The following is a 26,800-nucleotide window of genomic DNA, read 5'->3' as shown; positions in this document are numbered from 1 at the left end:
CAGGTCTCCTCCCTACGATAAGTCATCATCGAATCGCTATCGCTCTTCGTGATTCCTTTATCTCAGTCGAAGCCCCTCCAGTTTGTACGGCGATGACCAAGGCGTTTGCGCTTTTGTTGTTATTCGCCGCTTGGGGTTCCGCCGATTTCAATTGTATTGGATGGTGCGGATTCCTGGCCGGCAATATCGACTGCTGTGACATAATAAATACCTGGATTGGCAGGATACGATAATCCGGTACCAGCACGGATGCTGGCTACCCTATTCCCGTCAGCCGAATACACACGGTACCCGATAATGTCCTTCTCATTGACAGCACCCCATTTAAGGGTATTGCCTGATGCACTGAGGCCGACAGAGGCAGGGGTTTTCCCGTTTTCAGCCAGCTTTGCATCTGGAACAAGCAGGTTCGACCAGCGTTTCATTTTCGGAATAAGGGCCGATGCATTCTTGAAGTTCGTACCTGTCAAGGCAGATGCGTATTCCGGATTCAGGACAAGCCCTGTTTCGGCAAAGTCATCTGGAGTGGAATCAAGAGCCATGTAGTTTTTATCGCCAATCCTTACATACTTGCCCGAACTTAGGCTATCATCCGTTTTTGTTGGCACATACTTGGCGTTGAAAATATCAGTTTCGACCAGCCCGGCTCTTTTACAAGCCTCTGAAGGCAAGGTGCCGGAAATGGCACAGAATGACCTTGTGACAATTCCGTTAGGCCGTTTAAATTGTGCTTTAGGTGCGACCAGATTTGGATTTACATCATAGGCCGCATTAAGAAGGTCGGCCCATAGGTAGTTTGTCCGTTGGCTATAGGAAAGGCTGCCTTTAGTCTTCAATGATTTCTGCGTATCGTAACCAGTCCAAATTCCCATTGTAATATTTGGATTTGTTGCGACAATCCAGGAATCGTAGAATTGGTTTCCTGTTCCCGTTTTGCCGGCCCAGTCAGTACTGAATTTAAGTTTGTTCTTGACACTTGCTGCTGTACCATATTTAAACACGTCCCTCATGATATCTATTGTTAGATATGCAGTTTGCGGACTGAATACATCAGTCGGTTCTACTTTATGCTGATAAATCACATTACCGTCTTTATCAGTGATCTTCTCTATCATATACGCATCGATAAATTTCCCGCCATTAGCAAAAGTTGTGAAGGCATTGGTGTTTTCTTCAACCGTTACACCTTTTTGCATTGAACCGATTGCAGCTGCTCTATTCGTATAATCCTCTTTGCCCAGGGTTGTGATCCCCATTTTTTCAAGATACTGCCCCGGATTTTTTTTCTCAATTTGGCTATAAAGCTTCACGGCGGGAACGTTGTATGATTTGGCAAAAGCGTATCGGGCTGTTGCCATCCCGCTATAGCCGCCACCGTAGTTGCTTGGCCACGGTTTGTTTGGCTTATCGGGATCAAGGTGTAAAGGGACATCAGGAAGAATCGTGCCGGGTGAGGCTGCTCCCAATTCAAATGCAGGCGCATAAACGAGCAGCGGCTTCATGGTGGAACCGTTTTGCCTGATTGACCTTGTCGCATGGTTCAATTCCTGCTTCTTGAAATCCCTTCCCCCGACAAAACTGATAATCTTTCCAGTTTTGTTCTCGATCATAATGGCGCCGACCTCAACCGGTTCCATGACTGTCTTCTTTTCACCTGTTTCCGGATCTTCCTTTGTTTCCGGTTTATCCGGCCCGTAATAAGGGTATTGATTCTTGGCCTTCTCCATCGCATCATAGATTTTCTGGTCGATTGTCGTGTGAATGCGATAGCCGCTTTGCCTCAATTCTCGGCCTGCAAGCATATAATACTTATTATATAGCTTGTCATCTTCCTTTAGTTCCTTCTCAGTGACGCCTTCCTTCTCGGCAAGAACTTTTGTCAGAATTTCAGTGGCTCGCATTTCTGCTTCAACCATGACCCATGGATATTTTTCCAGAGGATCGGCCCCCGGTTCGACAAAGTCCTTTTTGATATCATAGGCGAGCGCGTCGCTGTATTCTTTATCTGTAATATATCCGCCATCATACATCCGTTTTAAGACAATCTTCATTCGGTTCAGGCCAGGTTCAAGATTTTCCTTGATCTTTTTGTCCTGGGTGAATGGCGTATAGCCAAAAGGACTTTGCGGCAAGCCAGCAATAAATGCAGCTTGGGCTAAGTTTAATTGTATTGCATCGACTCCAAAGATTCCTTTGGCGGCGGATTGGACACCTGCAATGTTACGGCCGGAAGAGTTACGGCCAAATGTTGCCATATTCAAGTATGCTTCGAGAATTTCATCCTTCTCAAAAAACTTTTCCAGTCTTAAAGCCAAAAGAATTTCCTTCGCTTTTCGTTCAAACGAGACTTCGTTAGTTAATATCTGGTTTTTAATCAGCTGCTGGGTGAGCGTACTTCCGCCAGATTGAACCGACGAATTGGTCACTTCCTGGACAAGAGCGCGAAGGATTGCCTTTGGAACGACTCCATCATGCTCATAGAAATATTCATCCTCAGTGGCAATCACGGCATTGATTACATGCGGGGATACATCCTTTAGCTTTATTTCCTCCCTGTAGAGGTCGGTGCGCAGCTTCCCAAGCGGGACATCGCCAGCAAAATAAACCTCGGAAGTTTCCGTATAATTATAAATGTCCTTCTTCATGCTTTCATAGCTTCGAATCGGCTCGTCTTTTACAAGCGATGCGAAATAACCAACGCCTGTTCCAGCGGCAAATGCACCGCCAGCCACGGAAACAACGAGAAAAATCAGGAATAGGTTCCAAAGGACCCCATACGAAATCCTGGCGTTTTTGACCGTCTTCTTATTTGTGAAAATGGACAAAGTTTTATCAAAAAATGAGTGCTTATTCTTCTCCATATCATCCCTCCAAAATCACATACATTATAGCATAAAGCGACGGCAAAAATGGAGATTGACTGGAATTTTCGGAAATTGTCAGGGGAATTGACATTTATCTTTCCCTATGGTAAAAAGAATTAACGTTTAATTTTCATAATTTAAACGGCTATGAAAGGGCGAAGTAGTTTTTCCATCCCTGGTAAGAGAGCTGCCGGTAGGTGCGAGGCAGTGCAAATGGAAAAAATGAATTACACCCCGGAGCCATTGCTTGCCCAGTTTTATGGGCGGCACGGTGTGAACCGTTATCCTAAGAGTTGGAGAAATGCAACCTTTTCTCAAGCTGGGTGGTACCGCGCGATTACGTTTTGCGTCCCTGCATTTATGCAGGGGCGTTTTTATTTTGTCAAAATTGGAGGAATTGTAGTGGATTTAATACAGGATTTACAATGGAGAGGCATCATTTACCAGCAAACCGATGAAGAAGGCATGAGGGAGACTCTCGCAAAAGAAAAAATATCCTTATACTGCGGGATGGATCCGACTGGCGACAGCATGCACATCGGACATTTGCTTCCATATCTAACCTTAAGGCGCTTCCAGCAGGCCGGCCATCGTCCAATTGTACTAGTTGGCGGTGCAACCGGGCTAATCGGAGACCCTAAACCAAACACCGAAAGGACGTTGCAGTCGATTGAAACTGTTCAGCATAATGTAGAGCGGTTGACAGAGCAGCTGAAAACCATATTTGATTTTGAAGGCGAAAACAGCGCACTTATGGTGAATAATTATGAGTGGACGAAGGATTTGGATATCATCACTTTTTTGAGGGATTACGGTAAGCATATCGGCATCAATTACATGCTTGCAAAAGATACGATTGCAAGCCGACTCGAAACAGGGATATCTTTTACCGAATTCACTTACACACTCCTGCAGGGGATGGACTTCAAGCATTTGTATGAGAAACACCAGTGCAGGCTGCAAATCGGCGGCAGTGACCAGTGGGGGAATATTACAACCGGGCTGGAATTGATCCGCAAAATGCTCCCTGATAGCGAAAAAGCCTTCGGAATGACCATTCCGCTCGTTACAAAGGCTGATGGTACAAAGTTTGGGAAAACTGAGGGCGGTGCAATTTGGCTTGATTCTGAAAAGACAACTCCGTACGAATTCTACCAGTTCTGGGTTAACGCAGCCGATGCCGATGTCGTCAAATACTTAAAATACTTTACCTTCCTGTCCCATGAAGAAATTGAAGCATTGGAAAAATCAGTCCAGGAAGAGCCGCATCTTCGAAAAGCACAAAAAGCGCTAGCTGAAGAAATGACCCGTCTGATCCACGGCCAGGAGTCGCTTGACCAGGCAATTAAAATCTCCGCCGCATTGTTCAGTGGGGACGTTAAAAGCCTGTCAGCTTCCGAAATCGAACAAGGATTTAAAGATGTTCCTTCCTACCAATTTGCCGGGGAAGAAACGTTGGTAGATTTGCTGGTTGCTGCGAAAATTTCTCCATCCAAGCGTCAGGCTCGTGAAGACATTACAACGGGTGCCGTTTCCGTTAACGGTGAAAAAGTTACTGATGCTGCGTATGTGTTGTCAGAAAGTGACCGGATTGAAGCAAAGTTTTCGATTATCAGAAGAGGAAAGAAGAAATACACTTTAATCAGGTATTAATATTGGATAGCCGCGGGTGTGCCTGCGGCTATTTATTTTTGCAAGAGTACTTCAGGAAGGAAACAGTGGACAGGCAGTCTTCGTCTACTATAGAAAGGAGTGATTATGGATGAAATGGCTGCTGCATCTAGTATTCCTGGTTTTGTTCGGCTTGCTGACATTCTTCGGGCTTGGCCCGGTGCTCATGGCGGATGGTGTTTGGACCGAGCGGCTCGTTACTGCCTTGATTGTGCTGGCTTTATACGTGCTGCTTGGTTTTTTATATAAACGATTTTCGAAATGACAAAAGACCCGGTCCATGTTGGACCGGGTCTTTTGGTAGAAGCCGCAATTATTAACGGCTGTAGAATTCAACGATAAGAGTTTCGTTGATTTCAGCTGGAAGTTCAGAACGCTCTGGTAGGCGTGTGAATGTTCCTTCAAGCTTATCTGCATCGAAAGTCAGGTAATCTGGAACGAAGCTGTTCACGTCAAGAGATTCCTTCACAACATCAAGGTTGCGGGACTTTTCGCGAAGGCTGATTGTTTGGCCAGGAGCTACGCGGTATGATGGAATATCTACGCGTGAACCATCAACAAGGATGTGGCCATGGTTTACCAACTGGCGTGCTGCACGGCGAGTGCGGGCAAGGCCAAGACGGTAAACAAGGTTATCAAGGCGAGATTCAAGAAGAATCATGAAGTTTTCGCCGTGAACGCCTGCCATTTTTCCTGCTCTAACAAACAGGTTGCGGAACTGGCGCTCAGTTACTCCGTACATGTGACGAAGCTTTTGCTTTTCTTGCAACTGCAATCCGTATTCGGAAATCTTCTTGCGTTGGTTTGGACCATGTTGTCCAGGAGCGTAAGGACGCTTTTCTACTTCTTTACCTGTTCCGGTTAGGGAAATTCCTAGACGGCGGGACAGTTTCCAGCTTGGGCCGGTATAACGAGCCATAATAGACTCCTCCTCGTGTTTTTATTTTGGTAAAATAAAAACCGTATGAATCAGCAATATGGGCCATTTTGTTTTCATGCATCCTCGCCCCAGCAGCATAGGGTTACAAGATACACCATCACTTTATGCCATGGGCGCATTGTGCGTCCGCTTTTCAAGTGAGGAACAAAATGAGATCCATAAAGGGTTCATTCAGGCTGCAATATTTTACACAAAGAGTATTATATAACTTTTTTAGGGGATAAGTCAAGGGCATAATTCGTTGACACCCAGGTTCCAGTTAGAGGCAGGCAGTTTTTTTAGAATATCTATTTATGAGGTTCTTGACGACCCTGTGAGCAAAAAAGTGTTGTTCGGTCGTTAATGGCCTTTTAACGACCCTGTAAGTAAAAAAAAGTGTTGTTCGGTCGTTAATAAGGCTTCTTGACGACCCTGTGAACAAAAAAAGCGGTGTCCGGTCGTCAATGGCCTCTTGACGACCCTGTGAGCAAAAAGAGAGTTGTGCGGTTGTTAATAAGGCTTCTTAACGACCCTGTGAGCAAAAAAAGAGTTGTGCGGTCGTTAATAAGGCTTCTTGACGACCCTGTGAGCAAAAAAAGAGTTGTGCGGTCGTTAACAAGACTTCTTAACGACTCTGTTAACCAAAAAGCCTTGATAGTGGCGTCAATATATTTAAAGAGGAACAAAAACTACTCAAAATAAGACCATCTACTTAATCTAACCATTTTAAAATTCTTTTCGAGAATGCTCTTAATCCATTTCATAGACACTATCCCGCACCAATTATGTATTAGGATAGTTTTTATTTGCTGATCGGGAAAGAGAAGCTTAAATTCTTCGACATGACGCATAACAGCTTCCTCCACTTTTTCGGTATGGGAGCAATTCTTGCAATTTAATTTCTTCCCCTCCACATACACGTCAAATGAATCACACCTTTGACATAGCATTCCGGGTCGAACGTGTTCAATCTCATAGGCAGGCAGCTGTTCAAAAGGTGAATTTTCCAAATGCATGGAGATTAGTTTATCTGCCAGTAATGTATGGTATCCCCTAAGCTTTCCTGTTTTTGTATTAAGTTTTTTAAAATAAGGGTTGAGATAGGTAGGAAGAATGATGGGTTTATCGAGAGGGGCATTGTATAAGGTGAATTCAGGGTTGATGAAGACAACAGAGCCTTCCACCTGGACGTTGAATCCAATACTTTTCAAGAGCTGGCGCAGTGACGTTTCGGTTCTGCTTAATTGAAGCAGGGGATCAGCCACTTCGGCCTGGGGCTTTTTAAATAACTTTCCGTCAGCATAAAAAAATTCCCCTTCAAAATTCTTAACCTCAAAAATGAAAATTTCATTTGGAAAGATAATCAACGTGTCAATCTGGAACGTCTTGCCGTTAATTTGCAGCAATAAATCGTTTAAAATGATGCAGTCAGATGTAAGCAGTTCGGTGCGCGCATCAAACAGCAATTCTCCTTCATACCCCTTTTTCAGGTTGCTATATTGCTGTTTAACGGCTTCCTCCAAATCCATCCTTCTGTCCAAAGAGCGGAGGACTCGTAGTTCTCTTGATTCAGTTCGCATCTTTTTTGGCATGGGACACTCCCTTTCTAAAATTAGTTCTTACACCTACTATTATAAACTACCTGTTCAAGTGTGAATAAGGTAACTTATGTGTTTTTACTTTCAAATTTTAAGGGGATATCATATGCTAGTATCAGGTTATGTGAACGTTTTCAATAGAACGAAGGGGGAGAAGGATGGACGGGAACAAATTGCAGCTTGAAACGAGGTTGATTCATTCGGGTTATGAGCCAAAGGAGCATAGTGGGAGCCTTGTACCACCGCTTTTTCAGACATCGACATTCGTATTTGAAAATGCCGCACAAGGAGAAAAGAGATTTGCAGGGGAAGAGGAAGGCTATATTTATACCAGATTGGGCAATCCAACAGTGAGCATTCTGGAAAGCAGGATAGCAGAACTTGAAGGAGCCGAGGCTGCCCTCGCGTTCTCATCGGGAATGGCGGCAGTGTCTGCCGTACTATTTTCACTGGTGAAATCTGGTGAACATATTTTGTGTTCCCCTGGAGTGTATGGCTGTACATTTGGCCTTTTGCAGCTCATGCAAGATCGATTTGGAGTTACACATAGTTTTTCGCCAATGGATAGTCCTGAGCAGGTAGCAGAGGCTATTCAGGAAAATACATGCTGCATTTTTATAGAGACTCCAATTAATCCGACGATGAAGCTTGTCGACCTTGAAATGGTATCAACCATTGTAAAAGGAAAAGGAATCCCGGTAGTGGTCGATAATACATTTTCATCCCCATATTTGCAAAACCCACTAGAGTTGGGGTGCGATGTCAGCCTGCACAGTGCGACGAAATACATTTGCGGCCATGGCGATGTAATCGCCGGGGTTGCTGCAGGCAGTGCGGATTTTATGAAAAAAGTAGCATTGTCCGCCCAGAAGGATATTGGCGGAGTCATATCGCCTTTTGATGCATGGCTTTTGCTCAGGGGAATTAAGACGCTTGCAGTCAGGATGGACCGGCATTGTGAAAATACAGAACAGATTTTTTCTTATTTAAAAAACCACCCAAAGGTGGCGAAGATTTTTTATCCAGGAGACCCGGAGCATCAAGATTACGATATTGCAAAGAAACAAATGAAGAAACCTGGAGCTCTCATCTCTTTTGAAATAGAAGGAACAAAGGATACAGCCCAAAAATTCCTTGACGAACTGAAGCTGATAAAAATTGCCGTCTCTTTAGGAGATGCCGAGACGCTGGCTCAGCACCCGGCCACGATGACCCATTCGGCAGTACCGGTAGAAGAACGGGCGAAGATGGGAATAAAGGATACACTGATCCGGTTATCTGTCGGGCTTGAGGCATGGGTGGATATTAAAAATGACCTTGAGCAAGCGCTCGAAAAAATTTAAAAGCGATCTAGAGGTAGTGCATGAAAAAACTTATAAATGAACTTGTGCAAACGTAAAAAAAACAAAAAAATGAGCCGGCAGCTGCCCGGCTCATTTTTGCTAATCAATTAGAGGGTGAAAAGCCAGCCTCCACTAGATAATTTATAGATAGTTAACCAATACAGCTACAAATTCCTCCAGCTTTTCCTGGTCGAGTTCGTCAAACCTATTTGTTTCAGGTGAGTCGATGTCGAGTACACCAAGTAGTTTTCCGTCCTTAATCAAGGGTACGACAATTTCAGATTGGGAAGCTGCATCACAGGCGATGTGCCCAGGGAATGCATGAACATCTTCTACCCTGATTGTTTCGAGTTTTGCAGCTGATGTGCCGCAAACTCCTTTTCCGAATGGAATTCTTACGCAGGCTGGAAGCCCCTGGAATGGCCCTAGGACAAGCTCGTTTTCCCCATCAACCAAGTAAAATCCTACCCAATTGATCCGGTCCAGGAATTGATTCAGGAGGGAGGAAGCATTGCTTAGATTGGCAATGACATTGTCTTCCCCTTCAAGCAAGGATTTCAGCTGTTTTATCACAAGGTTGTAATTCTCTTCACGTGTGCCTTTATACATTTCGACATTAAACATATTTATTCCCCTTTCTTCTCTATGTAATTTAACCTATTTTATCAGAAATTGTTTATCTTGGGGAGAAAGTGTCGACAGGTTTATAAAGGAGTTACAGAAGAAAGCTAGAAACAATACTAGAGTGGTCCTTGTCAATTTGGAGCACAAGGGAGGCTTGTTATGCGGAAAAATAAAAGGGAAGCCATTGTTCTAGCCGCCGTTTCACTTTTTAATACCCAAGGGTTTGCAGGTACCTCGATTCGCGATATTGCCTCAAAGGCTGGTGTGAATCCGGCAAATATTGCTTATTATTTTGAAAACAAGCACGGGCTGCTGGAATATTGCTTAACTACTTACTTCGAACAATACCTGGCTCAGATTGAAGCAGCGATACCTTTACTCGATATGGGGGCCCATGTGTGCCTCAAAAAAGTAATGGAAAACCTGATGTATTTCCAATGCGGAAATACTCAGATGTCCAGATTTATTGTAAGAGAGATGTCGCTTGATTCCCAGATGGTACGAGAGATTATGTCTACTTACTACCAAAAAGAAAAGTACTATTTCCAGGTCATTCTCGAACGGGGAATGAAAGAAGGGGTTTTCCGCAACCTATCGATTGCCTATGCGATCATTCAAATTAAAGGGCTGGTGACAATGCCGTTCCTGAATCCGCATTATATTACCGAAGTGCTTCATGTCTTCCCTCATGAACGCTATTTTGCTGATAAATACCTGAATCAGCTTTTTGATTGGGTTGATGGATCCCTGATTGCGCGCGATAAAGCCTCAATTGCTATATGAATAACAGCACCGGGGGAAACACCCGGGTGTCTTTTTTTTGCTTATGGAATATAAACAATCCAAGTGGTTTCTCCCGGTAAATCATTTGCAATTCATCCTCCAATGTAGTTGAATAAACATAGCTGTTTAAAGGCGCATTTTAAACCAATTCGGTGAAAATGCGTTTTTTCCGTTAGTTTTTCAAAAAAAAATGAAAAATCCCGTCAAAAAATGTCGCTTCCATGGTATCATAAAGGCATTAAATTAACTATAATAGCATTTTTATATAAAATTCAGTATCTGTCTTTCATTGAGGAAACAGGGGGATATTATGGAGATCATTATCGGAGTCATTTTCTTTGCGATTGCATTGTTTATAATAGGTTATTTTGTGAAACGGAAACATTATAAAGAAATTGACAGGCTTGAGGCATGGAAGCTCGATATAATGGACAGGCCTGTTCTCGTTGAGATGTCCAAAGTCAAGCAGTTGAATATGACAGGGCAGACAGAAGAACTATTCGAGCGCTGGCGCAATGAATGGGATGAAATTGTGACAGTTAAACTTCCTGAAGTAGAAGAAATGCTCTTCGATGGTGAGGAATACATAGATAAGTATCGATTTGGCAAAGCGAAGGAAGTAAAGCACAATATCATAGAGATCCTTGAATCAACCGAAGAAGAAATTAAGCGAATTCTCTCCGAGTTAAACGAGCTAGTTGGCAGTGAAGAGAAGAACCGGGGCGAAATAGAAGAATTGCGCGAAATTTACAGGGAATCGAAAAAAATACTGCTTGCGCACCGGCACAGCTTCGGCAGAGCCGAAAAAAGATTAGCGGAAATACTGGAAGAGGCATCTGTTAAATTTACCGAATTCGAAGAGAAAACAAACAATGGTGATTATCTTCAGGCTCGTGAGTTAGTCCTTGGCCTCAGACAGCTCCTTGAGGATATGATGCAGAGGATGGAGAAGACACCTCAGCTTCTGATAGAATGCCAATCCCTCCTGCCATCCCAGGTTAACGAACTGGCCGAAGGGTACCGTGATATGGCTTCAAATGGATACTATCTTGATCATCTCGAATTTGAATCCGAGCTTGCTAAAATGGGGCAGGAACTCGAAGGCTATCTGGCAATGCTTGAAAATGTGGAAATTGAGAAAGTCGAGCAAGGTATTGATGATTTAAAAAATCGAATCGACCAATTTATGGATCAGCTTGAAAATGAGGTAAAGGCGAAACAATACATTTTGCAGCATAAGGATCCATCCAATGATTCCCTTGACCGGGTAATTGAACATCATGAGGCAATCAAAGCAGAGGTCACCCATATACAGGAAACATACCATTTAACTGAAAAAGATTTCGCCTCACAGCGGAAGCTTGAGAAGAAGCTTGGAGACCTGGTCAAGCGGTACGATATACTGCTTGAAAAGATAAAGCTGAATGAAACAGCACAAACTGTTATCAGCTCCGAGCTGTCCGAAATAAAACAAGAACTTGAGGCATTTAGCGAAGAACAACAGGTTTTTGCAAAAAAGCTGAGTGATTTCAGGAAAGACGAAATAGAAGCAAGAGAAACTGTGCAAGAGCTTATTAAAAAAGTCTCCGAAATAACAAGAATGGTGGCAAGGAGCAATATTCCCGGGCTTCCGGAGCACTATATATACCTTCTTGAGGATGGGAACGAGTCAATCCGCAATGTCAGGCAAAAGCTGGAGGAGAAGCCTTTAGATATGGGTGCGGTCAAACAGCATCTTGAAATTGCCGAACTGACAATAGAAAAGCTTGCGACAACCACGAAGGAAATGCTGGAGAATGTTAGGCTTGCTGAAAAGGTCATTCAGTATGGCAACAGATACCGCAGCAAATACCCATCCGTTGCAAGAGGCCTTTCTGAGGCTGAGAAGTCATTCAGGAAGTTCGATTATCAAACGGCTCTGGAACAGGCAGCTACCTCAATTGAAGAAATTGATCCTGGTGCAATCAAAAAAATCGAAACGTTTGTTACTGTGGATTAAAATGAAAAAGGAACCGCGGTTTTGCCGCCTGGTTCCTTTTTTGTCTGCCATGCAGGCAGGATTTGTTCTGGTTAAGGAAATTATAAATTTCGCGACTGTGGATAACTTTTTTATTAAGCGTGTTTACGTCTAGCTCCAGCGCCTATCGCCTAGCAAACTTCAGGTCTCCTCCCTACGATAAGTCATCATCGAATCGCTATCGCTCTTCGTGATTCCTTTATCTCAGTCGAAGCCCCTCCAGTTTGTACGGCGATGACCACTAAGGAAAGCTCCTTAGAATAATCATCGCAGGGACAGGCGTTCTTTGCCTGTCACGAAGGCGCTTGCGCTTTTGCTACTTGCTCCCGCTAAATAATCATGCTACGTTTTTATCAAAAACAGAAGTTTATGGGAAACTAATACCGGAGGTTAACGCCAATGATTTATTTTGACAACAGTGCTACAACAAAACCATATCCGGAGGTTCTAGATTCCTATGTGAAGGTTGCTTCCGATTTCTTTGGAAATCCGTCTTCGCTTCATGGAATGGGAGCCAGGGTTGAGAAGCTTATGACCCAGGCGAGGTCCCAAATTGCAGGCTTGATTGGCTGTGAACCGGCTGAAGTATTTTTTACATCAGGCGGAACGGAAAGCAATAATCTCGCTATTAAAGGAACAGCTTATGGATACAGGAACAGGGGCCGGCACATTATTGCATCGTCCATTGAACATCCCTCGGTAAGGGAGCCTTTGCTCCAGCTCCAAAAGCAAGGATTTACTATTACTTTTCTACCAGTTGATCGTAACGGCAGGGTGAACCCTGTGGATATAGAGAAGGCGATCACGGATGAAACGATCCTAATTTCGATTATGCATGTGAATAATGAGGTAGGAATAATCCAACCGATTTATGAAATAGGCTCTTTGCTTAAAAACTACCCAAAAATTCTTTTTCATGTTGATGGTGTCCAGGGAGCAGGAAAAGTTCCTCTAGACCTAACTAGAGCAGGAGTCAGCCTTTATTCGTTTTCGGCTCATAAGTTTCACGGTTTAAAAGGCACTGGTGGATTGGTTGTTAAAAAGGGAGTAAAGCTTGAACCTCTTCTATCAGGGGGAAGCCAGGAACGAGGCCAGCGTGGAGGAACAGAAAATCCTGCTGGCATTGTAGCAATGGCAAAAGCACTCCGGATGTCTTCTGAAAAACAAAAGTCCAATTCGAAAACAATGGCTGACATCTTAAACAGATTAAGAAAAGGATTGGAAAAAATAGAAGGAATCACGATTCATACTCCAAACGAAGGGGCAGCTCCCCATATTTTGAACTTCTCGGTAGAGGGTATCAAGTCAGAAACGTTTGTGCATGCACTCGAAGAAAAAGGTGTTTTCATTTCGACAACGAGTGCTTGTTCTTCCAAGAAAAAAAGCGCGAGTAAGACGCTCCTCGAAATGGGCGTGCCTGAAAATTTGGCAGGCAGCGCAGCAAGGATTTCCCTTTCATATGAAAATTCGCCAGAGGAAGCGGATTTTGTGATTGAGGCAATTGAAAAAACAGTCAACGAGCTGGGAAAGGTTTTGAGATCATGTATTACGACAGAATTTTAATACGCTATGGAGAGATTTCAACAAAAGGGCGCAACCGCGGCAAATTTGTTGAGATGCTCAGAAAGAATATCTCACTTGCTCTTAATGAGTACCCGGGAATCAAAATTGAAGCGGACAGAGACAGAATGTATGTTGTTTTGAATGGGGAGGACAGCATTGAAGTGATGGCAAAGCTAAAGAAGGTGTTTGGGATCCAGTCGTTCAGCCCGGCGATTCGGGTCGAAAAGGAGATCCCCGCCATGAAGGATGCCGCCCTTTCCCTGCTTCAATCTGTCTATGAGGAAGGCCTTACTTTTAAAATAACCGCAAAGCGTTCCGATAAAAGCTTTGAACTTGATACAGATGGCATAAACCAGGAATTTGGCGCACATATGCTAAAGAACATACCTGGGCTTAAAGTCAAGGTGAAAAACCCTGATATTAACCTCGTGATTGAAATCAGGAGTGAAGCCGCCTATTTATCATGCGAAACGATACAGGGAGCTGGAGGGTTGCCGCTCGGTACAGGAGGGAAGGCGATGCTTATGCTTTCAGGTGGGATAGACAGCCCGGTCGCAGGTTTCCTGGCGATGAAGCGCGGGGTCCAAATTGAAGCTGTCCATTTTCACAGCCCTCCCTACACAAGTGAGCGCGCAAGGCAAAAGGTAATTGACCTTTCGGAAAAACTTGCAGAGGTAAGCGGGGAAGTCGTTCTTCATATCGTCCCGTTTACTGAGCTGCAGGAGGCTGTAAGGGCACAGATTCCGGAAAATTATTCAATGACAGCTACACGGAGGTTTATGCTTAGGATTGCCGATGCAATTCGCGAACGGAATGAGGGACTTGCCATTATTACAGGTGAAAGCCTTGGGCAAGTGGCTAGCCAGACGCTTGAGAGTATGTACGCCATTAATGAAGTGACGAATACCCCTATCCTCCGGCCGCTGATTACGGAGGATAAGCCGGAAATCATTAAAGTGGCCCAGGAAATTGGAACATATGACATTTCAATCCTGCCATTTGAGGACTGCTGTACGATCTTCGTCCCGGCCTCTCCTAAAACGAAACCAAAAAGGGACAAGGTTGCCTATTATGAAAGTTTTATCGACTTTGAACCTTTTGTGGAGCGGGCTGTAGAAGGAACAGAAACAATCCGGATAACCCCGGGGTACAGCAGGCAAAGCCCGGAAATCGAGGAGTTATTCTAATTGGGGGTAACTGGAAGATCCCAAAATATGCGATTAATGTTGTGAACAATTACCAATAAGCTGATTGAATGAAGCCATGTGATATGACACATTATATACTCACAAGGAGGTGAAATCACATGGCAAACAACAACAGCAACAATCTTCTAGTACCACAAGCTGAGCAAGCTCTTCAACAAATGAAAGTTGAAATCGCATCTGAATTCGGTGTAAACCTTGGTGCAGAAACTACTTCACGTGCTAACGGTTCTGTAGGTGGTGAAATCACTAAGCGCCTCGTTTCTATGGCTCAACAACAACTTGGCGGCGGTTTCTCTAGGTAAGTAAATTAAATACTATGGCTACAAGGAGCGGGTAAAACCGCTCCTTTTTCGTGTGGAATGCGAACAGTGCCAGGCACCACCCGAATTTTCTTGTTTCACAAAATGATGTTCCACAGTAGTCAATCACGCCTTCGCTAAAACGTTCCTAATTTTTAAAAAATTATATATAATAAGTGGGACAGGAATCATTAAGGGAGGGATAAACATGAACCGTGAAGAATTAATTGCACCCCTGAAATACAACCTTTTATCAGAATTTGAAGGATTTATAGAAAAAAACCCAAACCGAAAGGCTTTAATTTGGGAAAATGAAGAGGGTGACAGGAAGGAAGTTACATACGGACAATTGGCCGAACAAGTGAACAAAGCTGGAAATGTTTTTAAAGCGGCTGGACTCGATAAGGGAGATGTTGTACTGGTCGTCATTCCGAGGCTGATCGAGGCGTATATTGTTTATCTTGCCGCACTTAAGAACGGGCTAGCGGTGATACCAAGCTCTGAAATGCTTCGCGAAAAAGACCTTCAATACAGAATCACCCATGGGGATGTAAATGCAGTTGTCAGTTATTACCCATTCGCCAAGGAATTTAGCAATATCCAAAAAGAAGGGATGCTGAAATTCGTCGTCGGGCAGCAGGCGGAGGGATGGATATTCCTGGATGGGGAAATGGAGGAAGCCGCTTCCACTTTGGAACTGGCTGATACAATGAAAGATGATATGGCATTCCTGTCCTATACATCGGGTACGACCGGAAATCCAAAAGGTGTCGTCCATACCCACGGCTGGGCTTTTGCCCATTTAAGAACGGCAGCACCACATTGGCTGTGTATCCAGGAGTCTGATAAAGTATGGGCGACTGCAGGGCCAGGCTGGCAGAAATGGATTTGGAGTCCGTTCCTTTCCGTTCTCGGCTCGGGTGCAACAGGCTTTGTTTATCATGGTAAATTTGAGCCTGTAAAGTATTTACAGTTGCTTGAGCGCAATGAAATCAATGTTTTATGCTGTACACCAACAGAATACAGGCTGATGGCCAAGGCAGAGAATCTTTCTGATTACAAGCTATCCCATCTCCATAGTGCTGTGTCGGCAGGCGAGCCGTTAAACAGGGAAGTTATTGATACGTTTAAAAAGTACTTTAATGTTGATGTGCGTGATGGTTACGGACAGACTGAAAACACCCTTCTTGTCGGAATTACGAAAGAAATGGAACTGAGACCCGGCTCAATGGGTAAGCCAACACCGGGCAACAAAGTAGAAATCGTTGATGACTACGGCAAGCCATGCAAGCCCGGGGAGATTGGCGACATCGCGGTCCATGTAGAATCCCCTGCACTTTTTAAAAAATATTACAAAGATCCTGAACGCACTTCCATGCAATTCAGGGGTGATTATTACATTACCGGGGACAAGGCCAAAAAGGATGAAGACGGCTACTTTTGGTTTGAAGGCCGTGGAGATGATATTATTATCAGCTCAGGTTATACAATTGGGCCATTTGAGGTTGAGGACGCTCTTGTCAAGCATCCGCTAGTTAAAGAATGTGCTGTTGTAGCAAGCCCTGACGAGATACGGGGAAACATTGTAAAGGCATTTGTTGTTCTTAAGGAAGAGGCACAAGCGGAGAAGGAAAGCCTAGTTAAGGACCTCCAGGAACATGTAAAGGCGCTGACAGCTCCCTATAAATATCCTCGTAAGATTGAGTTTCTAGAAGAGCTCCCAAAAACAACTTCCGGAAAAATCCGCAGGATAGAGTTAAGGCAGAAGGAGATGGCACAGGCGGCAAGTAAGTAGATGTTCAGCCTATGTATATCCACGGCATGAATAGTAAAATGGAAAGCAGGCGGAGATCCGCCTGCTTTAGATATGAGTAGAGGAGAATGACACAAATGGCTACACTGCTATATGGAGGACCAATTTATACATTGATTGAGGAAGGGCATCAGGTTGAGGCCGTCCTTACAAAAGAAGGAAGAATTGTAGAAACAGGAACTGTTGCTCAGCTGGAAGCCGCCTTTTCTAACGAAATCGATAAAAGAATAGATTTGCAGGGCTGTACGATGATCCCGGGAATTGTGGACAGCCATATTCACTTGATAGGCCATGGGGAAAGGCTGATTCGCCTGGATTTGTCTTTGTGTAAAACAAGGCAGGAGGTGCTTGAAGCTGTTAAAGCCTATTCCCTTGGGTTAAAAGAAGGAGACTGGCTAGTCGGAGAGGGATGGAATGAAAACCTTTGGGAAGAGCCCCGGCCATTACATAAAGCTGAACTTGACGAAATTGCTCCCAATCATCCAGTTCTTTTAAAAAGAATCTGCAGACATGCGGTTGTTGCTAACTCATTGGCGCTCAAAGCGGCAGGTATCGATGAAAATTCAGTTGTTCCTGCCGGAGGGGTTATTTCCGCAGATGAATCCGGAAGTATTACCGGGGTATTAAAAGACAGTGCCCAGGATCTCCTGTACTCAGTGATTCCTCCCGCTTCCGAGGACTACTTGCTCCGCGCCATGAAGGCATCGATACATGATTTATACAAACTGGGGATCACCGGGGTCCACACAGAGGATTTGAATTATTACGGAGGCTTTGAAAAAACTTTCCGTGTGTTTAAAAGGGTGATTGAACAAGATGGGCTGAGGTTCAGGGCCCATCTGCTTGTCCATCATGGTGTTATTGACGATTTCGCAGAGTCGGGGCATTCTTTTCAATCGGGCAATGAATGGATCGAATTTGGCGCGATGAAAATTTTTTCAGATGGTGCCCTTGGCGGAAGGACTGCCTTGTTAAGTGAGCCATACGCTGACGAACCTTCCACGAGCGGAGTGGCGATTTTTTCAAGGGAAGAGCTGTCAGAGCTTGTCGGAAAGGCAAGAAAATACAATATGCCCGTCGCTATTCATGCAATCGGTGACTTGGCATTTGAATATTGCCTGGATGCCATTGAGGCTAATCCGTTAAATGGCCCTGGCCGGGATCGGCTGATTCATGCACAAATTCTTAGAGAGGATTTGATTGAACGGGCAGCACGGTTGCCAGTCGTTCTGGATCTCCAGCCGGCATTTCTGCAATCGGATTTCCCGTGGGTAATTGACAGGATTGGAAGCGAAAGGCTTGAGCATGCGTATGCATGGAAAACATTGCTTGATAAGGGAATTGCCTGCTCGGGAGGTTCAGACGCCCCAATCGAGTATCCAAATCCGTATCAGGCCATCGATGCAGCCGTCAACAGAATGGCTGGCGGAAAAGTGTATGGGCAAAACCAGGCATTGTCCGTATATGAAGCGGTGAGCCTCTTCACAAAGGGGAGTGCATATGCAGCAAGCCATGAACAGAACCGTGGCGAAATAAAGAAGGGAAACCTTGCTGATTTTACGATTTTAGACCGGAACCTGTTTTCCATACCTAAAGAGACACTTGGGGAAACCGAGGCAGTGATGACGATAATTGGCGGAGAAGTTGTCTTTGAAAAAAATAACGATCGTAAAATAACGCTTTTAGATTTTTGTTAAACCAGCTCTAACTATCGGATAAATTCACAAAAAGAAGCCCTAAGTGACTTTGCTGAGAAATATTGGAGAGCAAAGTCATTAAGAGGAGTTCTTAATGACTTTAAAGAGAAAAAACTTGTGACAAAGTCATTAATAGTGGCTCTTAGTGAATTTGCAGACAAAGTATTGAAAAAATTTTGTGTAAGTAATGAATTTAGTCAGATAGTGGACACTATAATTATTTTTTCCTGGCGGCTATTGGCGCCGTTTTAGGCCTGGCAAACGTCCAAAATGTCACCAATAGCTTGCATTGGCACCGTTTTAGGCCTGGCAAACGTTCAAAATGTCACCAATAGCTTGCATTGGTACTGTTTTGGACCGTGCAAACCTTCAAATTGTCAGCAATAGCATTGAAATGGTAAGAAGGCTTTGTATAAAAATAAAAAAATCCCCCCGCCCACACTCTTTTTGAGTTATAATATGAAATATTTCGATACTAGAAAGAACGGGGATACGCAATGGGGAACAATGAAATAAAGAGTGGAGTAATACAGGCTGGCTTTTCGTATCTGCTCTGGGGCCTGCTGCCGATCTACTGGAAGCTTCTCGGCCATGTCGACTCAAGTGAAATACTGGCCAATCGGATTTTTTGGTCATTTGTGTTTATGGTCGTCTTGTTGTTCCTGGCAAGGAAACAGACTTCCTTAACTGCCGTTTTAAAGGGGTTCAAGACACATCCAAAGCAAATGTATGCTCTTGCCTGTGCGTCTGTCCTGATTACGATAAACTGGTTTGTCTATATTTGGGCAGTTAATACAGGGCAGATGATAGAAACAAGCCTTGGTTATTATATAAACCCGCTTGTCAGTGTACTGCTCGGTGTAATTGTCTTAAAAGAAAGATTAAGCCTCGTTCAATATGCATCGTTTTTCATGGCTCTGACAGGGGTGTTAATTATTTCGTTTTCATATGGACGGTTCCCATGGATTGCCATGACGCTAGCGCTATCTTTTGGCATTTATGGGCTTGCGAAAAAGCTGATCAAGGTGGATGCGGCGATAGGGCTTACGCTTGAAACGATGGTTGTGACACCGGTTGCGGCGATTTATCTCGGATTTTTGCTAATGGAAGGTACATCAGCTTTCCTCCATAACGGATTAGGGACTAATATTCTGCTTGCTGCTGCTGGCCCTGCCACAGCGCTGCCGCTCCTGCTATTTGCTGCAGGGGCGCAAAAGATACCGCTGTCGATGCTTGGGTTTCTTCAATACATTGCACCGACACTTACGCTTATTCTCGGGGTATTTGTTTATGAAGAACATTTCAGCGGAACACAACTTTTAGCTTTTATGTTCATTTGGTCAGCTCTGACCCTATACTCCTTATCAAAATCAAAGCTGCTCAATTCTTTGCAGTTAAGGTTGAGGAAGCATCATTAAAAAAGGCATTCGCCAGATAAAAACTGGTGAATGCCTTTTGTTTTACTTAGGATTTTCCGCTCCAGGTGCTTCGCTTTCCGCGGGCGGCCTGGGAGCCTCCTCGGCGCGAGCGCCTGTGGGGTCTCCCACTGACCTTTTCTCCCGCAGGAGTCTTCGCACCTTCCGCTTCAATCCATTAGTTTCAAAGCCTTCTGTTCATTGAAGGATTACAAGAACGTCCGTTGTACTTTTTCCCAGAAGGAATTGTCCTTCAGTTTTACAGTTTTAATAATCTTATTGCTTAGCTTCACTTGAACCTTTTCAACATGCTGGACGCTTAACGCCTCGTTGTCCATTCCCATTGTTGGATAATCGTTGCCGTCTTTAACCACCTTAAGGGTAAGGGTGCGGTCCCCGCTCAGGATGAAGGAAGACCCTAGTGTCCTGAAACGGTTATTATTAAGGGAAGCGAGCTCGCTTACCTGAATGCAAGGCAGGAGTGGGTCAACAATAGCACCCTTAACCGATTTATTATAGCCTGTACTTCCTGTAGGGGTAGCAACAATCATTCCATCTCCGCGGAAAGTTTCAAAATAAAGGTCGTCGATAAAGACATCAAGCACGAATGTTTTAATGATGTTAGACTTGATACTGAACTCGTTCAGGCATTGAAACGTACTTTCATCGTCTATAGTTACCTCGATAGTAGGATAGCGGCGAACCTCAATCTGATCGTTCTGAGAAACAGCTTCAACCACGCCTCCGAGATTATCGATATGAAAATCGCAATACATGCTGAGACTCTCTGAGGTGGAAATGCCAACATATAGGGCATCATCCCTGAACCCTGTTTTCCTGACAGCCTGAAGGAATGTTCCCTCGTCACCAATACTGGTAATAATGTTTGCATCGTGATAATCCTTAACAAGCGTAAAACCATATTTTTCTGCCTGGTCATAAAGCGGTTTCACCTTCTGCAGCATTTCAGCATCCTTGGTATGATAAAGATAAAGATTTTTCCGATTCGACATTCGCATTTCCTCCTCAAACGGCTAGAGTTATTTGTACCAAATAAACAACCATTTTGTTAAAATAGTATTGTTTATTACCAAGTTTAGCATGTCCTGCCACATTTTAAAAACGAAACAGAAAATTTAGACGAAGGGGGACCTACATATGAATGGAAAACGCTGGGCAGCGATAGGGATTGCAGCAGCATTGTTTTTCTTTTCCGTAGTCATCAGTTTTTTATCTTCTTTTAATTCAGCGGGAATCGATAACGATTTTACCAACATGTTTGCTGGAGCCGGAGAAGGATTTGTTGAAGAAATAATTGAGGAAGGAAGCAGCCTTGATAAAATTGCAGTTCTTGAAGTAAATGGGACTATTCAGGATACTGGGGACGCAGTCTCTTTTTTTGAAAGCCCTGCTTATAATCACCGGATGTTCCTGGAACAGCTGGACAGTGCCGGGGAGGACGATGCTGTTAAAGGTATTATCATCAGGGTTAATTCGCCTGGAGGCGGAGTTGTTGAAAGTGCGGAAATTCATGACAGAATCGTTGAAATTCAAAAAGAAACGAAAAAACCTGTCTATATCTCAATGGGCTCGATGGCTGCTTCGGGAGGTTATTACATATCGGCGCCAGCTGATAAAATTTTTGCCAGCCGGGAAACGCTGACAGGCTCGCTTGGCGTCATCATGCAGGGAATCAATTATGAAGGGCTTGCTGAAAAATATGGGGTTGAATTTACCACTATCAAGAGCGGCCCATATAAAGATATCATGAGCCCGACTAGGGAAATGACCGATGCCGAACGTAAAATTCTTCAGGATATGATTGATAACTCCTATCAAGGCTTTGTCAAAGTCATATCAGAAGGTAGGAATATACCGGCTGAAGAGGTAAGGAAAATAGCAGATGGACGGATCTATGACGGGCGTCAGGCAAAAGAGCTTGACCTGATTGACGGGTTCGGCTATTTCGATGACGTCATTGAGGCAATGAAAAAGGATAAGAAACTGGGTGATGCCCAGGTTATCCGCTATGCAAATGGAATGGGCTTTGGCTCATTTTTTAGCATGGGAGCCCAAAAGATATTTGGCGGAGATATAGAAATACAGGGGCTTTTGGATATTATCTCCAGAACAAACTCCCCGCGCCTGATGTATTTGTATTCTGAATAAGGGAGGAAGCGTTATGGAGAGAAATGATAAACCAGAAGAAACCAGCTTCCGCGATCAGAATGCAGGTACGGGGGCGAATCAAACCAGCCAATCAACCGAAAGAGATGAGCTGAACCAGCCAATCTCAGGGAATGGCATTCTTTCTGATTCTTTAGAGGGGCAAAATGGTGATACTGTTCATGAAAAAATTAGCCATGGAAACAGGAATGAACAGGAGCAGGCATCTTTGAATCGTTTCCATCGGATTGAACAGGCGCCAAGATTCCCAGTTAGACGAGCGGGCTTTTGGATGAGATTTTGGGCATATTTGCTTGACCTGATTGTTGTTGGAAGCATAGGGCGAATTCTTCTATCACCACTATTCAATTTGATTGGTATTCCTTCGTCGGGAGGCATTTTTTCAGCGGAGAATATTGCTTCTGCAGCGCTCTTTTATTTGTACTTTGTCCTTATGACAAAATACCTTGGCCAGACATTGGGGAAAATGGCACTTGGCATTGCTGTCATCGAGTTGAAGGATGGAAAATTAAGCTGGCAGGATGTGTTAGTCAGGGAGTGGATTGGACGCTTCATATCCAAGACAATCTTCGTATTGTACTTAATTCCAGCCTTTCATCCACAAAAACAGGCCTTGCACGATATCTTTGCAGATACAGCTGTTATTCATGTTGAACGGTAAACCTTCTGGTTATGGTCGTTCAAAAATTAATCGAAGCTACTAAAAAATATCTGGATTTTAAACCTGTACCGGTGACGGTACAGGTTTATTTTTTTGTTATTGGCAGATACTAATAGGCTGAAAGGGCGGGGACGGACGTGTTTTGGTTGTTTTTCTCATTAACCGGAATAGTGTTGTTGATTGCACTAATTTGGGTAACCCGAATTACAGTACATACTGAATATAAAAATTATAGCGGCAACAATGAACTCCAAATACAGTTTCGGGCTTGGTTTGGGCTAATTCGCTATGCAATCACTATCCCCGTCCTTAATGTAGAATCCAATCCACCAGGCCTTGAAGCGGAAGGCTCCAAAGGAATAAATGGAGAAGAGGATACAGGAGGCAGGCTTTCCGCTGAAGAGCTTGTATCGATGCTCGAGGAAATCAAGGAAATCCTGGATCGTATAATCGGTGTACAGCCAATTATCAAGGACTTTCTGGCCCATGTGACAGTAAGGAAATTTGAGTGGAAAACAGCATTCGGGACAGGGGATGCTGCGATTACTGGTGTGCTTGCAGGGGCTATATGGGCAATAAAAGGAAGTGTTGCCGGTCTCGCCAGTGAATATATGAAACTAAAGGTAAAGCCGGATTTTATGGTGACGCCGTATTTCCAATTTAAAACAGCAGGTACTATGCTTACATGTATGTTTACGTTCAGGGCAGGGAAAGCTATTTCAGCAGGAATCAAGCTTTTTGCACACTGGAAAGGCAAAAAGACCGAGTTGCTATCAAAATCATTGAACGTTGTGCCGAACGAGGAATAATTACTTTATTATAAGGAGGAACCCAAATGTCCGATCATCCAATTCAGGGGTTGATGACAACCGCAATGGAAAGCCTGAAAGAAATGATTGATGTGAATACAATCATTGGCGATCCGGTTGAAACGCCGGATGGCAGTGTCATCCTCACTGTTTCAAAAGTAGGCTTCGGATTTGCCGCAGGCGGAACAGAGTTTGGCGAGGCTGGCCAGGAATCCGGCGGCAAACATCCTTTCGGCGGGGGAAGCGGCGGCGGAGTGTCGATTACACCTATCGCTTTTTTAATCGTAAATTCACAAGGAGTCAAGATGCTCCATCTCGACGAAAGTACCCACCTTTTTGAACGAATTCTTGAGACAGCTCCGCAGGCTGTTGATAAGATACAGCAAATGCTCTCAAAGAAAAGCCAATCAGGCTCAGATGAAAAAGAGGGCCAGGACAAGGAAAAGAGTAAGGAAAAGGATAAGGATAAGAATAAAGATAGCGGAAATAAAAAGAGTAAATCCGAGGACGAAGAGTTGGATTTTTAACAGGATAGGTGCTGCCCCAAAATCTATATATTTGGGGCATCCTCTTTTTTTATGAAAAAGAATAATTTGCTTTTCCTAATGTAAATGTTTTGCCCTTATATTCTGGATTATCTGTTCTGAATTGAAGCTCAGTGAGATGATTGGCCGTTCCTTTTTTAAAAAGGAAGGACTGGCTGCCAACGGTTAGAATTGATGTGTTAGTGTCCAGATGCTGAACAGGGAATCCGAAAAGCTTGCTCCAATGGCAGGAAACCTCATAAGGGTCGCCAACTTTAAAAATGGCTCGGGAGACATCGACAGAACCGCTCGGATGTGAATGGATAAATCCTGAAACTGTCAAATTTCTATGTCTCTCCTCGTCAGGCTGCTTCCATTTGATGAGAAAAGGGTAGGGAAGGCCATTGAAATTTCCTTTAATCATCAGCAGCTGCCACTCTATTAATTGACCTGCTGCGTTCACTCTTTTTCCATCCATAATTTCCGATACGTCCAGCCCTTCGTTCCTGAACCGAAAAGCCGCCTCTTCCATATCATCGGTCCTTAATGCAATCCTTCCGAAAACCTCTTCACCTGGAAGAAGATTTAGACAATCATGGACAAAAAGGATCGGCTCCTTTACCCCTTGGGCGATTTCCCTGTTTTCAACTGACAGAAATTCAATGTAGCAAAGGCCGAAATAACTGAGCGCATTGTACGTTCCCCAGTTTGTATGTGAGCCTCCCATGAACGCTTTCAGCCCGTTTTCAGCAAAACGTTCAATGCTTTTTTCAAGGCTGTTGACATGGTGTATCGTATGGTCCCATTTAAACTTCACTTGTAATCCACCACCTGTTAGTGTTCTTGAGTAAAACTATACAGTACTATACTGATTTGGGCATAATAGAACAATTTACGGTAAAACCGAAGTTCATTTTTTTGCAAATTGAAAGGTGAAAAGTTATAGTTACTCTGTACATAGTTGAACAAAGGAGGAAATGGGAATGGCATCTGTAACGTTTAAGGGAAATCCAGTAACGCTGGTTGGAAGTGAAGTAAAAGCAGGAGACAAAGCTCCTTCATTTACTGTTCTTGCCAATGATTTAACAGAGGTAACACTTGAGGATACAAAAGGACAAGTCAGGCTGATTTCTGTTGTGCCTTCACTTGATACAGGGGTATGCGATGCACAAACACGCCGCTTTAATGAAGAGGCCGGCAGCCTGGGCAATGTTAAGGTTCTGACAATAAGTGTGGACCTTCCATTTGCTCAAAAACGCTGGTGCGGAGCAGCAGGCGTTGAAAACGTCCAGACTCTTTCCGACCACCGCGATTTGTCTTTCGGCGAAGCTTATGGGGTTGTCATGAAGGAATTAAGGCTGCTTGCCCGTGCAGTGTTTGTTATTGACTCTTCAGATACTGTAACCTACGCTGAATATGTAAGCGAAGGAACAACTCATCCGGATTATGATGCAGCTTTGGCAGCAGCTAAAAACGCTCAATAATCAAAGAACCACAAAAATTCCCATATATACTGGGCCCCGATAACACGGGGCTTTTCATTTGCCTTGCTTCAGCGCTTTTCTTATTTGTGAATACAGAGAAAAGCTTGTAAAATGGGAAAAAATGAGTAACGGAGGCCATCATATGAAAATATCTCCGGTTGAACAATTGTTTGCCGTTTTTAATGAAACCACAACCATCCTCCAAGAGGAGCTTGCCTGTACCTATTTGGAGGCACTTGCCGAAACAGGAGAAAATTTGTTCCACGGATCTGTCCTCCAAGATGAGGTTAGCGAATTAAATGAAAAGAGGCTCAAAAAAAGCTATCAGACGATTCGGCTGGAATCTTACTCAAAGGAAGAGCGGAGGAAGGCGTTTCAGCTTGCCATCCTGAAAGGAATGAAAGAGAACGTCCAGCCCAATCACCAAATGACGCCAGATTCAGTCGGAATGCTCATGGGTTTTCTTGTCCAGAAATTTGTCAAGAATCCATCTTTCAGGATTTTGGATCCAGCGATTGGGACAGGGAACTTATTAACGACTGTAATCAATCAGCAAATACATAAACAGGTGGATGCCGTCGGTCTTGAAATTGACGACGTCCTTATCAAGCTTGCCTATGTAAATGCTAATCTCCAGCAGCATGAGGTCCAGCTATTTAATCAGGACAGTCTGCAGCAAATATTCAGCGACCCGGTGGATGTTGTCATCAGTGACCTTCCTGTTGGCTATTATCCCGATGATGACCGGGCATCCGAATATGAACTCTCAGCTTCGGAAGGACATTCGTATGCCCATCACCTGTTCATTGAACAAAGCATGAGACAAACGAAGCCAGGAGGGTATTTGTTTTTTGTTATCCCTAATGGATTATTTGAGAGCCCTGAAGCGCCCAAGTTGAATGACTACTTAAAACAAACCGCACATATTCAGGGTCTGCTTCAGCTCCCGCTCTCCATGTTTAAATCGAAGCAATCAGCCAAAAGCATCCTTATTTTACAAAAGTCAGGGCCTGGGACAAAACCGCCGAAGCAAGTGCTGCTTGCAGAGCTTCCAGCGCTTACAAACCAGACAGGGACAGAAGCGATCTTAAGCAAAATCAATCAATGGATAGCCGAAAATAAATAAACTTGCAGCATCTTCCAAGAGGGGATGCTGTTTTTTTACTTGTTTTCCCAAACTTGTGACTAATAAATGACAAAAAAAGACGAACAAAGAGTCAGAATATATTTATTTTTGTTCGGAACCGTTTTCATCAGACGAGCTTCTTGAAAATCGGTTTTGAGAGTGGGTACAATGGTTAATGGGTACATATACTATTGT

General features: G+C 43.9%; 23 protein-coding genes and 1 other annotated feature. Of the genes, 17 read left to right on the top strand and 6 right to left on the bottom strand.

Going from position 1 to position 26,800, the window contains the following annotated elements:
- Positions 1-119: 119 nt before the first annotated feature.
- A complete protein-coding gene (locus A8F94_RS05985; protein ID WP_066196936.1) occupies positions 120-2,861 on the bottom strand; it encodes a transglycosylase domain-containing protein in 2,742 nt (913 codons plus the stop codon).
- 141 nt (positions 2,862-3,002) lie between these two features.
- Positions 3,003-3,221 (top strand) — a binding site (T-box leader).
- A gap of 45 nt (positions 3,222-3,266) precedes the next feature.
- Between A8F94_RS05985 and tyrS the strand changes: the two genes are divergently transcribed.
- Both tyrS and A8F94_RS25655 read left to right on the top strand, forming a co-directional pair.
- Positions 3,267-4,517 (top strand): tyrosine--tRNA ligase, encoded by a 1,251-nt coding sequence (gene tyrS, locus A8F94_RS05980; RefSeq protein WP_066197308.1) that lies wholly within the window; start codon positions 3,267-3,269, stop codon positions 4,515-4,517.
- A 109-nt stretch (positions 4,518-4,626) separates the two neighbouring features.
- Positions 4,627-4,800: a DUF6954 family protein gene (locus tag A8F94_RS25655; protein ID WP_175384357.1), complete on the top strand. Its 174-nt coding sequence runs from the start codon at positions 4,627-4,629 to the stop codon at positions 4,798-4,800.
- 51 nt (positions 4,801-4,851) lie between these two features.
- Here the strand turns inward: A8F94_RS25655 and rpsD are convergent, their stop codons facing one another.
- Both rpsD and A8F94_RS05970 read right to left on the bottom strand, forming a co-directional pair.
- Complete coding sequence (rpsD, locus tag A8F94_RS05975; RefSeq protein ID WP_066196934.1) at positions 4,852-5,454, bottom strand: 30S ribosomal protein S4; 603 nt, start codon at positions 5,452-5,454, stop codon at positions 4,852-4,854.
- Positions 5,455-6,143: 689 nt separating this feature from the next.
- A complete protein-coding gene (locus A8F94_RS05970) occupies positions 6,144-7,046 on the bottom strand; it encodes a nuclease-related domain-containing protein (protein WP_066196932.1) in 903 nt (300 codons plus the stop codon).
- A 164-nt stretch (positions 7,047-7,210) separates the two neighbouring features.
- Between A8F94_RS05970 and megL the strand changes: the two genes are divergently transcribed.
- Positions 7,211-8,395, top strand: a complete 1,185-nt coding sequence (gene megL, locus A8F94_RS05965) for a methionine gamma-lyase (RefSeq protein ID WP_066196930.1) — start codon at positions 7,211-7,213, stop codon at positions 8,393-8,395.
- A 141-nt stretch (positions 8,396-8,536) separates the two neighbouring features.
- On the opposite strand, the gene A8F94_RS05960 is transcribed toward megL, so the two are convergent.
- Positions 8,537-9,019, bottom strand: coding sequence for a GAF domain-containing protein (locus A8F94_RS05960; RefSeq protein ID WP_066196929.1), 483 nt, complete (start codon positions 9,017-9,019; stop codon positions 8,537-8,539).
- A 159-nt stretch (positions 9,020-9,178) separates the two neighbouring features.
- Here A8F94_RS05960 and refZ point away from each other — a divergent pair, with 159 nt between their 5' ends.
- From refZ to rarD, 8 genes are all read left to right on the top strand, one after another.
- Positions 9,179-9,802, top strand: coding sequence for a forespore capture DNA-binding protein RefZ (gene refZ, locus A8F94_RS05955; protein WP_066196928.1), 624 nt, complete (start codon positions 9,179-9,181; stop codon positions 9,800-9,802).
- Positions 9,803-10,112: 310 nt separating this feature from the next.
- On the top strand, positions 10,113-11,801 hold the full coding sequence (ezrA, locus tag A8F94_RS05950; protein WP_066196926.1) for a septation ring formation regulator EzrA: 1,689 nt from the start codon (positions 10,113-10,115) through the stop codon (positions 11,799-11,801).
- Positions 11,802-12,218: 417 nt separating this feature from the next.
- Positions 12,219-13,382 carry a cysteine desulfurase family protein gene (locus A8F94_RS05945; RefSeq protein ID WP_066196924.1) on the top strand — a complete coding sequence of 388 codons (1,164 nt, stop codon included), beginning with the start codon at positions 12,219-12,221 and terminating at the stop codon, positions 13,380-13,382.
- The gene (thiI, locus tag A8F94_RS05940) at positions 13,361-14,569 is read left to right on the top strand and encodes a tRNA uracil 4-sulfurtransferase ThiI (RefSeq protein WP_175384356.1); all 1,209 of its coding nucleotides are present in this window, start codon (positions 13,361-13,363) and stop codon (positions 14,567-14,569) included. The genes A8F94_RS05945 and thiI overlap by 22 nt, the downstream gene beginning before the upstream one ends.
- Before the next feature lie 119 nt (positions 14,570-14,688).
- Positions 14,689-14,892: an alpha/beta-type small acid-soluble spore protein gene (locus tag A8F94_RS05935; protein WP_066196920.1), complete on the top strand. Its 204-nt coding sequence runs from the start codon at positions 14,689-14,691 to the stop codon at positions 14,890-14,892.
- 205 nt (positions 14,893-15,097) lie between these two features.
- Positions 15,098-16,684, top strand: coding sequence for an acyl-CoA synthetase MbcS (gene mbcS, locus A8F94_RS05930; protein WP_066196918.1), 1,587 nt, complete (start codon positions 15,098-15,100; stop codon positions 16,682-16,684).
- Between the two features lie 95 nt (positions 16,685-16,779).
- Positions 16,780-18,399, top strand: coding sequence for an amidohydrolase (locus tag A8F94_RS05925; protein ID WP_066196914.1), 1,620 nt, complete (start codon positions 16,780-16,782; stop codon positions 18,397-18,399).
- A 497-nt stretch (positions 18,400-18,896) separates the two neighbouring features.
- A complete protein-coding gene (rarD, locus tag A8F94_RS05920; RefSeq protein WP_066196913.1) occupies positions 18,897-19,817 on the top strand; it encodes an EamA family transporter RarD in 921 nt (306 codons plus the stop codon).
- Between the two features lie 206 nt (positions 19,818-20,023).
- Here the strand turns inward: rarD and A8F94_RS05915 are convergent, their stop codons facing one another.
- Positions 20,024-20,827 (bottom strand): NAD kinase, encoded by an 804-nt coding sequence (locus tag A8F94_RS05915; protein WP_066196912.1) that lies wholly within the window; start codon positions 20,825-20,827, stop codon positions 20,024-20,026.
- 145 nt (positions 20,828-20,972) lie between these two features.
- Here A8F94_RS05915 and sppA point away from each other — a divergent pair, with 145 nt between their 5' ends.
- From sppA to ytfJ, 4 genes are all read left to right on the top strand, one after another.
- A complete protein-coding gene (gene sppA / locus A8F94_RS05910; RefSeq protein ID WP_066196910.1) occupies positions 20,973-21,983 on the top strand; it encodes a signal peptide peptidase SppA in 1,011 nt (336 codons plus the stop codon).
- A 13-nt stretch (positions 21,984-21,996) separates the two neighbouring features.
- Positions 21,997-22,662, top strand: a complete 666-nt coding sequence (locus tag A8F94_RS26490) for an RDD family protein (protein WP_077247568.1) — start codon at positions 21,997-21,999, stop codon at positions 22,660-22,662.
- 137 nt (positions 22,663-22,799) lie between these two features.
- Positions 22,800-23,471 (top strand): DUF2953 domain-containing protein, encoded by a 672-nt coding sequence (locus A8F94_RS05900; RefSeq protein ID WP_066196908.1) that lies wholly within the window; start codon positions 22,800-22,802, stop codon positions 23,469-23,471.
- Between the two features lie 26 nt (positions 23,472-23,497).
- Positions 23,498-23,998 (top strand): GerW family sporulation protein, encoded by a 501-nt coding sequence (gene ytfJ, locus A8F94_RS05895; protein ID WP_066196906.1) that lies wholly within the window; start codon positions 23,498-23,500, stop codon positions 23,996-23,998.
- A gap of 49 nt (positions 23,999-24,047) precedes the next feature.
- On the opposite strand, the gene A8F94_RS05890 is transcribed toward ytfJ, so the two are convergent.
- Positions 24,048-24,812 (bottom strand): VOC family protein, encoded by a 765-nt coding sequence (locus A8F94_RS05890; protein ID WP_066196904.1) that lies wholly within the window; start codon positions 24,810-24,812, stop codon positions 24,048-24,050.
- A 166-nt stretch (positions 24,813-24,978) separates the two neighbouring features.
- Here A8F94_RS05890 and tpx point away from each other — a divergent pair, with 166 nt between their 5' ends.
- Positions 24,979-25,479 carry a thiol peroxidase gene (gene tpx / locus A8F94_RS05885; RefSeq protein WP_066196902.1) on the top strand — a complete coding sequence of 167 codons (501 nt, stop codon included), beginning with the start codon at positions 24,979-24,981 and terminating at the stop codon, positions 25,477-25,479.
- A gap of 142 nt (positions 25,480-25,621) precedes the next feature.
- The gene (locus A8F94_RS05880; RefSeq protein WP_066196900.1) at positions 25,622-26,605 is read left to right on the top strand and encodes a class I SAM-dependent methyltransferase; all 984 of its coding nucleotides are present in this window, start codon (positions 25,622-25,624) and stop codon (positions 26,603-26,605) included.
- Positions 26,606-26,800: the final 195 nt, after the last annotated feature.

It is taken from the genome of Bacillus sp. FJAT-27225 (assembly GCF_001685025.1).
Classification (GTDB): Bacteria; Bacillota; Bacilli; order Bacillales; family Cytobacillaceae; genus Bacillus_D.
The sequence above is the reverse complement of the archived record's forward strand: the minus strand, read 5'-3'. Positions and strand labels throughout refer to the sequence as shown.